We start from the raw sequence: 13,109 nt of genomic DNA on the forward strand, positions 1-13,109 counted from the left end.
AAAACACACAGGAGATTTTGCCCCCGTTTTCGACCATTTTTATTGTCTTCGAAGCAATAAACGCGCCAAGCTGATATAACTTAGTCTATATACTCCCTCAGGCTATAAGTACCAAACTAGACGAAACTCAAATGTATTGATGTGTCATTACTGCGAACTCGCAGTTTTAATGCATTGTTGACATAAAACCTCGCAATTTCTGTGGGAACCGCTATTTTGGAATGAGATTTGCTAGCCACTTAACAAGCTAAAATGCGTAGCAACCTAACGCTCTTAATCACTAGGACACGACTGTGCTGAAACCAAATATTATTAAAACCAGTGAAAATCCCCTGCAAACCATTGAAGTCGATGTGTACGACGAGTACGGCGAAAAGCTCACGAAGCAAATCGCTTGCGAGCGTCCTCTTACGGTCATGCTGAACTGGAAAGAAGTGGTCACGCTCATGACGCTAGGTTCGCGTCCAGAAGCACTAGTACTGGGTTATTTAAAAAACCAAAGCTTCCTGTCCGATCCAGCCGCGATTGAATCCGTTATTATTGACTGGGAAACGCATTCCGCAGCGGTGATTACTAAAGAAAACACTGAACACTTAGAAGGCGCCCTGAAAAAGAAAACCGTCACCTCAGGTTGTGGCCAAGGCACCATGTATGGCAACGTGATGAAGCAGCTTGAAAATTATCAAGTGCCTCAAGTTTCTCTTAAGCAGTCAGAAATTTATTCTGCGCTGGAAGCGTTAACTCATTACAACGACACCTACAAAAAAGCGGGCGCAGTACACGGCTGTGCGGTTTGCAAAGGTAATGAAGTGTTGTCATTTGTGGAAGATGTCGGCCGTCACAACGCAGTGGATACACTTGCAGGTGAGATGTGGCTCAAAGAAGAAACAGGTGAAGATAAAATTTTCTACACAACTGGTCGCCTTACATCAGAGATGGTGATTAAAGTGGCTCAAATGGGCATTCCTGTTCTGCTTTCTCGCTCTGGCGTTACTCAAATGGGGTTAGATCTAGCGAAGCAATTTGGTATTACGACCATTGCGCGTGCGAAAGGTTTGCGCTTCCAAGTGTTTACAGGAGCCGACAAGGTTGAATTTGATGTAAAAGGCAACCAATAACACCTTTTCAGTGTAAACTAAAACCAATAATGCGGATTCACAGAGGATGTGGACTATGAATAATGACCAATTGTGGAATTTTCTGCTTACGCCCAGCGGTATCATGCTTTCTATGATTATTACCTTTGGCGTGGTCGGGCTCTATGCGTATATAACCGGTCAGTTTAAGGATTAAGGCCAAATATCAAAAAAGCCTCGCTAAATAGCGAGGCTTTTGCTTTTTAAACGCTTTGCGAGTAATTACGCGTCAACGCCACGAGATTTTAGGAACTCAGAGTAAGTGCCTTTAAAGTCTGTGATTTTACCATCGCGGATTTCGATAATACGCGTTGCTAACGAGTCTACGAATACACGGTCGTGAGAGACGAAGAACAACGTGCCTTTGTATTGCTCAAGCGCGGTGTTCAAAGATTCAATTGATTCCATGTCCATGTGGTTGGTTGGTTCGTCCATTAGCAGCATGTTTGGCTTGTGCATCATTAGCTTACCAAGCAGCATACGACCTTGCTCACCACCAGACAGTACTTTTACTGACTTCTTAATGTCATCTTGACCAAACAGCATACGACCAAGGAAACCACGAACGACTTGCTCGTCATCACCTTCTTGACGCCATTGACCCATCCAATCCGTTAGATTCATATCTTCTGCAAAGTCATGCGCGTGGTCTTGCGCGTAGTAACCGATGTTTGCATTTTCAGACCATTTGAACTCACCAGCACGCGGTTCAAGTACACCAGCAAGCGTGTTTAGAAGTGTTGTTTTACCCACACCATTTTCACCGATGATCGCAACGCGCTCTCCCACTTCAAAAATTGCATTGAAGTCTGAGAACAAGTCCTCTTCAAAACCTTGGCTCAGGTTTTCTACAATCAGAGCGTTACGGAACAGCTCTTTAGACTGTTCAAAACGAATGAATGGGTTTTGACGGCTAGACGCTTTCACTTCGTCCAATTTGATCTTGTCGATTTGCTTCGCACGAGATGTCGCTTGTTTTGCTTTCGATGCGTTTGCAGAGAAACGCGCAACGAAAGTTTGTAGCTCAGCGATTTGTGCTTTCTTCTTAGCGTTGTCGTTTAGTAGACGTTCGCGAGCTTGAGAAGCCGCCGTCATGTACTCGTCGTAGTTACCTGGGTAAACACGTAGTTCACCGTAGTCCAAGTCAGCCATGTGTGTACATACTGAGTTTAGGAAGTGACGGTCGTGCGAAATGATGATCATTGTGCAGTTACGCGCGTTTAGCGTGTCTTCCAACCAACGGATTGTGTCCATGTCCAAGTTGTTGGTAGGTTCGTCAAGAAGCATCACATCTGGGTCTGCGAATAGAACCTGCGCTAGAAGCACACGAAGTTTCCAACCTGGTGCTACTTCACTCATTAGACCGAAGTGTTGCTCCATTGGGATACCTACAGCAAGAAGAAGCTCGCCCGCTTTGGCTTCTGCCATGTAGCCGTCCATTTCAGCAAACTGAACTTCTAAGTCAGCCACTTTCATGCCGTCTTCTTCGCTCATTTCAGCAAGTGAGTAGATGCGGTCACGCTCTTTCTTCACTTCCCATAGTTCTTTATGACCCATGATGACGGTATCGATTACCGTAAATTCTTCGTAAGCGAACTGGTCCTGGTTCAGTTTTGCAACGCGCTCGTTTGGATCGTAGCTTACGTTACCACTGGTTTGCTCAAGCTCGCCGCTGAGGATCTTCATAAAGGTTGATTTACCACAACCGTTAGCTCCAATTAAGCCGTAGCGATTGCCTTCGCCGAACTTAACTGAAATGTTTTCGAATAGCGGCTTAGCGCCGAATTGTTGAGTAATATTCGCTGTGGAGATCAAAACCTTTACCTTAGCAATTGGGGTGTATTTAGAAAAACCGGGCAACGGTACTTGTTCATGCTACATACTGCAAGTGTTGTTTTTATTAATTCACTCCAAGTGAAATCATTGTAAGGTTTCTAAGAAGCAAAAGCGTAAACATAAATGCGTCATTAAATACAAAAAAGAGCCACTATCGTCAGTGGCTCTTTTTCCATTAATGCTTCAAAAAAGTGACTAAGCGATGTTCGTCACCTCTAGGATCAGTTCGGCTTTTTTAGGTAAATAAATACTGAATTTACTGCCTGTTCCCCATTCAGACTCTGCTTTTAACTCACCACCCGTTTGGCTGAGAATACTTTGGGAGACCGATAGCCCTAACCCTGTGCCTTCTCGTTTCGTTGTGTAAAATGGCGAGAAGATTCGACTCAAGTTTTCTGGTTTAATACCACAGCCCTCATCGATAACATGAATCGCGGCTCCTTTCACTTCGCCCTCTTCAATCCAGTCTTCACTGACTACTGTTAAAGTTCCTTTACCGCTCATTGCGTGAATGGCGTTCATTTGCAAATTAACTAAGATTTGTAGCAAGTGGTGACGGTTTATCTCAACGGACGTGTGCGCTTGTAGGTCAGTCACAAACTCAACGTCGCGTTTCTTGGTGCCAGTTTTAACCAAGGTGATGCTTTCATCAATGATAGGATTGACATGTTGCCAAGTGATTTCATCTTGAACACCGCCTTGGCGACTGTATTGCAATAAACTGCGTGTGATATTGCGGATACGATCAATTTGCGCGTGAATCGCATCAATTTCTTCTTGTACTCGACTTGCATCGTCACCCAATTCAAAATGGATCAATTCTACGTTGCCAAGAATCACGGCGGTTGGGTTATTAATTTCGTGAGCAATCCCCGCGGTGAGTTCTCCCAGTGCTGCCAGTTTTTCATGAACAACGAGTTTGTCGCGGGTTTGGTTGAGCAATTGAATATGCAGTTCAAGATCTTGGGTTTTTTCTCTCAGGCTTGCCGTACGCTCTTGAACTTTGCATTCAAGTTGAGCTGCGGAGTTTTTCAGTTCAATTTTGCGCTCTTCTAGCGCGTCTAACATATCATCAAACTGTCTGGCTAACTGCGCAAGTTCATGATCGGCATCTAATCCTAACGGGCCAATCCGTTTTTCTTTACCTTGTTGGACCTGCTTCACCACTTTATGAATGCGTTCGATCGGTCGAAACAGATCATAAGAACCGCGATATACCATCACGCCGGAAACCAGCAATAACATAACCGTAATCAAGCTGATTTCGGCAATGTTCGTCATGTAGGCTTTAACGAATGGCCACATGAGGTAACCGGTATAAAGCATACCAATAACATTGTCGTATTGGTCTTTGATCGGTTGATACGCCGTAATATACCAAGCGTCATACACATAAGCGCGATCAACCCACTGTTCACCCTTAGAAAGTACTTGGTTATACACTTCGGCGCTCACGCGAGTGCCTATAGCGCGCCCTAGTCTATGATCGCTGTCTAGAGGAACGTTGGTGCTCACACGCAAATCATCGAGAAATACCGTCAACGTACCCACAGGGCGAAGGCGGTCGTTATCACTTAAGTAAATGAGATCGCGGATTTGATCCACCAGCACTGTGCTGTTGTTAAGGAGCAAACCACCATCAAGAAAGCCGATCAAATCGTTCGCTTGGCTGTATACCGGAATCACGGTCCGACTGACTAACCCACGCACCTCCCTGTCACCATCAGCAAGAATAGGCACTTCTGCTCGTTTGGCGAGTTCAGGATCGAGGCGTTCGAGTTCTTCTTTATTAAGTACATCAAAAAACGATTCGCGCTTGGTGAGATCCATAAAGCGGAATTTGTTTTCCATGGAATTAACGCGTTGGAAAGAGAGAAAATCTAAAGCATATCTTTTCTTCTGCTCTGTGACCCACTTTTGCAGGTCACCTTGTGGCGTTCCTTGATTAATGCGAATACGGAAATCGTACGAATCGGCAAACGCCCGCACGTAATTGGCTTGCTTTTGCTGTAACAACGTCACGCTGTTATTTGCCACACCCAAACGCTCTGACACATCCAGCAGCGCATTTTGCCACGTGTAATGGATAGACCAATAAATCGTAATACCGATCAGCGCTATCAACGTAAGGAAGATCGGTGCAGAGGTTAAAATCAATAAGCGATAACGCACCATGGTTTTAAAACGGTGCGTCCATTTCGACAATCCTTTGTGCTGCTGCCAGTTAGTCGGCATATCCCTCATCCTCAGAATCCCATTCTTTGTACTTGCGTTCTAACGTCTTGCGGGCAACGCCTAAGTCGCGCGCCGCTGCCGATTTATTGCCCTCATGCAAATTAACAACTTGTTTGATATGCGCTTTCTCGACTTCTTTTAAAGTCCAATTGTTTGGGTAGCCTTCGCCAGTAAATTCTTTGCCTTCTCTAAAAGTTGGTAACTCGGCGGAGTGAGAAACGGTAATCGATACATTAGGCAGAGAATGACCACCGTTCAGCTCTCGCCAGTAATGCGCTGGTGGCTTACCAAGCAAAATGCAGCGCTCGATGAGGTTCTTCAGCTCACGAATGTTGCCCGGCCAATCGTACTCACTCATGGCTTCCATGTCTTCGTGCGCCCATTTTGGCGCAGGCATACCGAGCTCGCGCGTCAGCATGTTGCTGAAAAATGGCACTAACTCAAATAAGTCGGTTTTGCGCTCTCGCAGCGGACACACTTCAATTTTCAGAACGTTTAAACGGTAATACAGGTCACTGCGGAAATTGCCTTGGTTGACCTCTTCTTGCAGATTACGGTTAGTTGCCGCCACGATACGGACATCAATGCTGATCTCTCTTTCTGAACCGACAGGACGAATTGTACGCTGCTCTAACACACGCAATAATGATGCCTGCATGGAAAGCGGCATTTCTCCAATTTCATCAAGGAATAAAGTGCCACCATTCGCTACGCGGAACAAACCTTCGCGTGACTTTTTCGCTCCAGTAAACGCACCTGATGTGTGACCAAATAACTCACTTTCGAGTAACTCTGGCGCAATCGCCCCACAGTTGATAGGCACAAATGGGCCCGTTCGCCCACTTGCTTGATGAATGCCTCGCGCGACCAACTCTTTGCCCGTGCCTGATTCGCCTTCAACCAATACTGAGGCACGTGATGGAGCAAACTGTGTGATAAGTTGTTTGAGCTGACGCGTTTTTTCTGAACCACCAATGATCTCGGAAGTATTGTGACGCTGATAATCACGCTTCATGGCGTACTGCATGCGCTCGTTCAAACGGCGATCCATACAGCGGCTGACCGCTTTTAACATCTGCTCAAGGTTGAATGGTTTGAGGATAAAGTCGGAAGCACCGAGCTGTAGCGCTCGAATGGCAATTTCTAAATCCGCATAACCCGTCATAAAAATCACATCGGCACGTTTGTCATCATCTTCAAACGCTTCTTCCCACTCAATTCCAGAACGCCCTGGCAGATTAATATCCAGTAAGATCAGATCATAATGTCGAGAATTACGCAGTTGTTCTGCTTCTTCGATGCTACCAGCTGTATCGACATGTGAAAAAAGCTTACCCAATGCCTTTTTCAAGATGGCTTGCATGCCTAATTCATCATCGACGACCAGTACGGAAAAGGCGCTATATTGTTGGTTTGTACTAAGATGGGATTGAGTAGACATATTTACCCCAGATGGATTTCGATGGGACAGAGTGTACCAAGTTTAAACAGAGATACCCTACAAAAAGTGCGACATTTTGTACCAACGCAAACTTTTATGCAAATAACCCCATGATTTAGTGCATAAACCAAGCACTTTAAGCTTGTAAAAGGTTGGCATCTTGTTTGCTATAAGGTGGATACGGAGCGCATTTAAGTGATCTCAGGATGTTGATGTTTGCTTATTCCAACACCCTAAGACAACTTGCGTATTACGCTAATCGCTCTCGTCCAAAAAGGCTTCTCCCTAAAACCTGGAGAGATTCCAAAGAATCATTGGAAAGGAACACATAAAAATGAAAAAAATTGCGCTAACTCTGGCTGCAACGTCTATCACGCTTGTAAGTTACTCTGCGTTTTCTGCTCAAGACGGAGAACATGTTCGCCTTGCAACCACAACCAGTACTTACCATTCAGGTTTACTTGATTACCTGCTTCCACAATTTGAAAAAGACACGGGCTACAAAGTCGATGTTATTGCTGCAGGTACGGGTAAAGCCTTAAAAATGGGCGAAAACGGTGACGTAGATTTGGTGATGACACATGCACCAAAAGCTGAAGGCGCATTTGTTGAGAAAGGCTACGGCGTTTTACCTCGCAAGCTAATGTACAACGACTTTGTGATTGTAGGCCCGAAAGCTGACCCAGCAACAATCAAAAATGACGAAGGCGTGTTAGATGTATTCAAAGAGATCGCAAACAAAAACGCAACGTTCATCTCTCGCGGCGATGATTCTGGTACGCACAAAAAAGAAATGGGCTTCTGGGCTCAAACTAAAATCGAACCGAACTTTGGTGGCTACCGTAGCGTAGGTCAAGGTATGGGCCCAACTCTAAACATGGCGTCTGAAATGCAAGGCTACACCATGACGGACCGCGGCACATGGCTGGCTTACCAAAACAAATTGGATCTAGAAATTCTGTTCCAAGGCGATGAAAAACTGTTTAACCCGTACCAAGTTATTCTTGTTAACCCTGAGCGTTACCCAACGATCAACTATCAAGGTGCGAAGGCATTCAGTGATTGGTTGGTAAACCCTCGCGGACAGGAACTTATCAATGGTTTCCGCCTAAACGGTAAACAACTGTTTGTTGCGAATGCTGAGAGCAAATAACGCAATATGAATCTTGCTGATACAACACTGGAAGCGCTTCGCTTACTGGTGAATTTTGATGCAGACCTATGGGAGATCGTTGCGGTCTCCTTTAGTGTTTCTATCACGGCAATATCCCTAGTGGTATTGCCGGCTATTTTGATGTCCTTTGTACTGGCGTATACCGACTTTCGCGGTAAATGGTTTTTGTTGTCGATCGTAAATACGCTGCAAGCGGTCCCTACTGTGGTGATTGGCCTGTTGCTGTACATGTTGCTGTCGCGTGCTGGCCCTTGGGGAGACTGGCAAATGCTGTTCACTCAGAAGGCAATGATCTTCGGCCAAATGGTGATCTGCTTCCCTGTTTTGGTATCGATGATGCATGGTGCATTACAATCTAGCGACCGTCGTGCAGTGGAAACTGCCATCACGCTGGGCGTCTCCATTCCGCGCTTGGCAGCTACGATGATTTGGGAAACCCGCTTTCCTCTACTTGCGGCTATCATTGCAGGGTTTTCACGTATCGTGACCGAGGTGGGCTGCTCAATGATGGTTGGTGGGAACATTATGGGCGTGACGCGAAATATTCCCACGGCTATCGCAATGGAAAGCAGTAAAGGTGCTTTTGCGCAAGGAGTTGCATTAGGAATTGTATTACTATCTTTAGCGTTGGCTCTAAACTTCTTCTTATCAAGTATGAGAGGCAAAGGCTACCTCAGAACATAGAACATGAAGCAAACAAACGACTCACCATTAACCCCATGTCGAGGCGAATTATGACTATAAAAATCACCGCCGAACAGTTATCCATGCGCTTTAAAGAGCGTGTGCTTTTCCACATCCCTGAGTTAGCCATCGGCCCAAATGATGCCATTTATCTCAAGGGTGACAATGGTGTGGGCAAAACTACCCTACTCAAAATCCTTGCTGGCTTGCTCAAACCCTCTACTGGCGATGTTGTTGCGCCAAAAGATACGTGGCTGAAAAGACTGACGCGTCGCAATGGTCGTGTCGATGTGATTTATCTCCATCAATCCCCTTACCTTTTTGACGGCACTGTATATGAAAACGTAGTCTATGGAGTGAAATATCAACAAGATACGCAAAAAGATAAGCGAGCTCAAGTTATTCACGCGCTGCGCATGGTAGGTTTAGAAACCTTAGCGGACGAACATATTTCCGTGTTGTCCGGCGGTGAAAAACAGCGCGTTGCCATGGCAAGGGCTTGGATCTTAAAGCCGTCGATTTTATTGATGGATGAGCCAAGTGCGTCTTTAGACCAAGAATCCATTGAACGATTGGTAGTGATGGCGAAAGATCTTTTGGATCGTGGTTCCAGTATCGTGGTGACAAGCCATCAGGCCAACGCACTGACCGACTTATGTAAAAAACAGTGGTGGATTAAAGACAAGACTTTGATAGAGTCTCCTCTGTTGTATGTCATACCAAAAGAAACATCCCAAGAGAATGCATATGCTTCAACCAACACAAACTAGTTGGGTCATTTTGGCTGGTGGCCAAGCCAGCCGTATGGGTGGAAAAGATAAAGGTCTGATTGAGTTAAATCAGAAGCCACTCATCGAACACGTTATTGAACGTTTATCTCCACAAACTCCACGCATTTTAATTAATGCCAACCGAAACCAAGATGCGTACAGCAAATTTGGTTTCGTATTTAGTGATCAATTCAAAGATTTCCCTGGGCCTATGGGCGGTATTCACGCGGGTTTGATGCATGCTGAAACTGACTGGGTCGGATTTGTACCTTGCGATAGTCCACAAATTAACACCGACCTTGTCGAGCGTTTCTGCCAGTTTGTCAAAGAAGACAGCGATATTTTGGTCGCGCATGATGGTGACCATCAGCAACCTGTTTTTACGCTCTACCACAAGCGCGTACTGCCAAAACTCACCGCGTTTTTAGAACGTGGCGACCGCAAAATCATTCTGCTCTACAAAGAGTGCAACACCAGTTACGTTGACTTTAGCGACTCACCAAACTGTTTCGTCAACTTGAACACTCCGGAAGAACTGGCGCAATTTGGACAATTAGAATCATGAAACACACGCTAAACATTCCTATTCTTGGTTTTGCAGCTTATTCAGGCACAGGCAAAACCACGCTACTTGAAGCCCTATTGCCAAAGCTGACCGAAGCAGGTTTACGCATTGGCATGCTAAAACATGCGCACCACAACTTCGATGTCGATAAGCCGGGTAAAGACAGCTACCGTTTACGCAAAGCTGGCGCATCTCAAATGCTGATTGCTTCTCGCAACCGTTTTGCGTTAATGACAGAAACGCCAGAAGCCGAAGCGGAGTTTGAATTCCTATTAACACGTTTTGATGAAGACATGCTTGATGTGGTTTTGGTCGAAGGCTGCAAAAACATCGCGTTTCCTAAAATCGAATTGCACCGTGAAGAAGTCGGCAAGCCTTGGCTTTATCCAAACGATGAAAACATCATCGCTATCGCTTCAGACGGCGGCGAGTTGGACTCTGAACTGCCACAAATGAACATCAATGATCTTGAAGCGATTGCTCAGTTCGTTATTCAGTATGTTCAAGAAGCGAAAGCACCAAAAAACAAAGAGAAAGAAGCCGCATGTTGCGACACACTTTCTCCTGCTTTCCTTTCTGTGGTTCAAGGCCAAGAGAAAATCCTTTCTTTGGTGAACACGGTTTCGGAAATAGAAGCATGCAAGATTGAAAACGCCTATGGCCGCGTTCTTGCGGAACATATCGTTTCACCAGTAAATGTGCCGCAATACACCAACTCCGCGATGGACGGTTATGCCATCCGCAGTGATGATGTTGACCGTGATAGCTACCAAGTGGTTGCTGAAGTGATGGCGGGCCATGCTTACGATCAGCCTCTGGAAGTTGGTCAAGCAGTTAAGATCATGACTGGCGCACCAACACCACGTAACGGCGATACAGTGGTCATGCGTGAGCAAGCCACTCAAGAAGGTGACAAGGTCACTTTTAACGGTGCGAATATCAAAGCAGGCCAAAACGTTCGTCAAGCAGGTGAAGATCTCGCTATCGGCAGTGACGTCTTTACCGCAGGCACTCGCCTCGCCTCTCCAGAAATGGGCATGATCGCTTCGCTTGGCTTTGGTGAAGCGAATGTATTCCGAAAATTGAAAGTTGCCGTGTTCTCCACCGGTGACGAAGTGCAAGCGCCGGGAACAGAGCAAAAAGCGAATTCTATCTACGATTCCAACCGTTTTACCATCATGGGCATGCTTGAAAAGCTCGGCTGCGAGATCTTGGACTTCGGTATTCTGGAAGACAACGAACAGTTAATGATTGAAGCATTGGAAAACGCATCGGCGCAAGCGGACGTGGTTATGACTTCTGGTGGCGTATCCGTTGGTGATGCGGATTACATCAAACTTGCCTTGGATAAACTTGGTCAAATCGATTTTTGGCGAATCAACATGCGTCCGGGACGTCCATTAGCGTTTGGTCAAATCAACAACAAGCCGTTCTTTGGTCTGCCGGGCAACCCTGTTGCCGTGATGGTTTCATTCATCAACTTTGTCGAGCCTGCACTGCGTAAGATGCAAGGCGAACAAGGCTGGAAGCCTCTGAAAGTGAATGCCATCGCGACTGAAAACCTTCGCTCTCGCCAAGGTCGTACCGAGTTTAGTCGAGGAATCTATGAACTGGATAACACTGGCCGTTTAACCGTTCGTACAACAGGCAAGCAAGGCTCTGGTATTTTACGCTCAATGAGTGAGGCAAACTGTTTGATCGAAATCTCCCCAGCTATTGATACAGTAAAAGCGGGAGAAAGCGTGACAATTATCCCACTTCAAGGCAGAATCTAGCTCAAACTAGAAATTCAAAGGTCAGCGAGTCTGGCCTTTTTGTTTAATATACAGAAACCTTTTCAGAGAGACAGCTATGGCTCGCACCATTCTTTACACTTACAAAGACCAAGACAAAGAACTGACGTTCTCATACCAGCAACACCGCAACATTCAAGAAGCAGTTGCAGAAGCCGAAGGTATCGATATCACTGAGTTCCTAAAGATGGAGCAACAAATCGAAGCAGTGTCTGACACTAAAGCGGTGCGAAACTACCGCGACAACTACTTCAGAAAATTAGGCTTTAGCAAAATCACCCTAGCTCAAAAAGAAAACCTGGGCGTAGGCAAAAAGAACAAATAAGCTTAGCTGCAAACAGAAAACTCACGATTCGTCGTGAGTTTTTTATGCATGCTACTTTTGTTCATGATCCATACCCGAGCATACCGAAATTACTTAGGTATATGAGTTACTTGGGTATACAAGTTACTTCGGTATATAAGTAAAAGCCCCGTTTAACCTTGAAAGTCTAAACGGGGCTTTAAATTTCTTCTTACTTTATATCGAGTAAGGTTTAAGTCATTACTTGATGTTTAAGAACGCAGCGCCGCGTACACCACCTGAATCACCGTGTTTTGCTTTGATGATCTTAGGACACTTAGCCACAGACAATAAGTGTTTAGGGATGCGTTTTGGCATCTCTTCGTAAATCAATTCGAAGTTAGATAAGCCGCCACCAAGTACAACGGTGTGTGGGTCTGTTGCAGTAAACAGGTTTGCAAAGCAGATCGCTAGCAGCTCCATAAAGCGCTCGACGTGCTCTACTGCTTTCTCCTCACCCTCTACGTGCGCTTTAATAATGTCGATCGCTTTCTTCTCTTCGCCGTAGTAATGCGCGTAAAGAAGCTCGAAACCACGACCAGATAGGTAGCTATCTAAACAGCCTTTGTTGCCACAGCCACAACCCAGTAATGGTGCGTTTTCGCCTAGGTGGAACCATGCGTCGATAGGAAGACGTGTGTGACCCACCTCACCCGCTACGTGGTTGCGGCCAGAGAATACTTTGCCTTCGTAGATAAAGCCGCCACCAAAACCAGTACCAAGGATCAAACCTAGTACAGATGGTTCATCTTGAAGATCTTCGTCCCAGGCTTCAGAAAGCGCGAAACAGTTTGCATCGTTTTCAATTTTTACGCTGCGACCGATTTTAGCTTCCAGATCAGCACGAAGTGGTTTGCCTTTTGCCGCAGGAACGTTAACTGTTAGTACCGTTGCATCATCGGCGTCTTCCATACCTGGTAGGCCAAGACCAATCGTACCTTCGCAGCCAAACTCTGTATCGTATTTGTTCACCAATTCCGCAATGGTATCAACCAGCAGCTCGTAGTTGTCTGTTGGTGTAGGTACACGTTCCGTCGCTACACGCTCAAGCTTCTCGTTAAATGCACCAAATTCAATTTTAGTGCCGCCGACATCAAAGCCGTAATACATGTATTTCTCTCCTAAAAAATGC

The 13,109-nt window shown here is 45.7% G+C and carries 11 protein-coding genes; 7 read left to right on the forward strand and 4 right to left on the reverse strand.

What is annotated here, in order from left to right; all coding sequences use genetic code 11:
* Positions 1-293 precede the first annotated feature (293 nt).
* Positions 294-1,118, forward strand: coding sequence for a formate dehydrogenase accessory sulfurtransferase FdhD (locus R7Q48_RS14510; RefSeq protein WP_005377552.1), 825 nt, complete (start codon positions 294-296; stop codon positions 1,116-1,118).
* A gap of 240 nt (positions 1,119-1,358) precedes the next feature.
* Here R7Q48_RS14510 and R7Q48_RS14515 read toward each other — a convergent pair whose 3' ends face one another.
* The 3 genes from R7Q48_RS14515 to R7Q48_RS14525 form a co-directional block, all read right to left on the reverse strand.
* Positions 1,359-2,951, reverse strand: coding sequence for an ABC-F family ATPase (locus R7Q48_RS14515; RefSeq protein ID WP_025766654.1), 1,593 nt, complete (start codon positions 2,949-2,951; stop codon positions 1,359-1,361).
* A 216-nt stretch (positions 2,952-3,167) separates the two neighbouring features.
* Positions 3,168-5,207: a cache domain-containing protein gene (locus tag R7Q48_RS14520; protein WP_318132341.1), complete on the reverse strand. Its 2,040-nt coding sequence runs from the start codon at positions 5,205-5,207 to the stop codon at positions 3,168-3,170.
* Positions 5,197-6,648 (reverse strand): sigma-54-dependent transcriptional regulator, encoded by a 1,452-nt coding sequence (locus R7Q48_RS14525; protein ID WP_213969929.1) that lies wholly within the window; start codon positions 6,646-6,648, stop codon positions 5,197-5,199. Before R7Q48_RS14525 ends, R7Q48_RS14520 begins: the two co-directional genes overlap by 11 nt.
* 334 nt (positions 6,649-6,982) lie before the next feature.
* Between R7Q48_RS14525 and R7Q48_RS14530 the strand changes: the two genes are divergently transcribed.
* From R7Q48_RS14530 to R7Q48_RS14555, 6 genes are all read left to right on the forward strand, one after another.
* A complete protein-coding gene (locus tag R7Q48_RS14530) occupies positions 6,983-7,801 on the forward strand; it encodes a substrate-binding domain-containing protein (protein WP_005389522.1) in 819 nt (272 codons plus the stop codon).
* Positions 7,802-7,807: 6 nt separating this feature from the next.
* Positions 7,808-8,506: an ABC transporter permease gene (locus R7Q48_RS14535; protein WP_005389524.1), complete on the forward strand. Its 699-nt coding sequence runs from the start codon at positions 7,808-7,810 to the stop codon at positions 8,504-8,506.
* Positions 8,507-8,556: 50 nt separating this feature from the next.
* Entirely contained in the window at positions 8,557-9,276 is a 720-nt protein-coding gene (locus R7Q48_RS14540; RefSeq protein ID WP_025766658.1) for an energy-coupling factor ABC transporter ATP-binding protein, read from the forward strand.
* Positions 9,254-9,841 carry a molybdenum cofactor guanylyltransferase MobA gene (gene mobA / locus R7Q48_RS14545; RefSeq protein ID WP_005377572.1) on the forward strand — a complete coding sequence of 196 codons (588 nt, stop codon included), beginning with the start codon at positions 9,254-9,256 and terminating at the stop codon, positions 9,839-9,841. Before R7Q48_RS14540 ends, mobA begins: the two co-directional genes overlap by 23 nt.
* Positions 9,838-11,616 carry a bifunctional molybdopterin-guanine dinucleotide biosynthesis adaptor protein MobB/molybdopterin molybdotransferase MoeA gene (locus R7Q48_RS14550; RefSeq protein WP_206949511.1) on the forward strand — a complete coding sequence of 593 codons (1,779 nt, stop codon included), beginning with the start codon at positions 9,838-9,840 and terminating at the stop codon, positions 11,614-11,616. The genes mobA and R7Q48_RS14550 overlap by 4 nt, the downstream gene beginning before the upstream one ends.
* Before the next feature lie 76 nt (positions 11,617-11,692).
* Positions 11,693-11,959, forward strand: coding sequence for a DUF2960 domain-containing protein (locus R7Q48_RS14555; protein WP_005377584.1), 267 nt, complete (start codon positions 11,693-11,695; stop codon positions 11,957-11,959).
* A 219-nt stretch (positions 11,960-12,178) separates the two neighbouring features.
* On the opposite strand, the gene nagK is transcribed toward R7Q48_RS14555, so the two are convergent.
* A complete protein-coding gene (nagK, locus tag R7Q48_RS14560; protein WP_017820672.1) occupies positions 12,179-13,087 on the reverse strand; it encodes an N-acetylglucosamine kinase in 909 nt (302 codons plus the stop codon).
* Positions 13,088-13,109: the final 22 nt, after the last annotated feature.

This window comes from Vibrio sp. 378 (assembly GCF_033339435.1).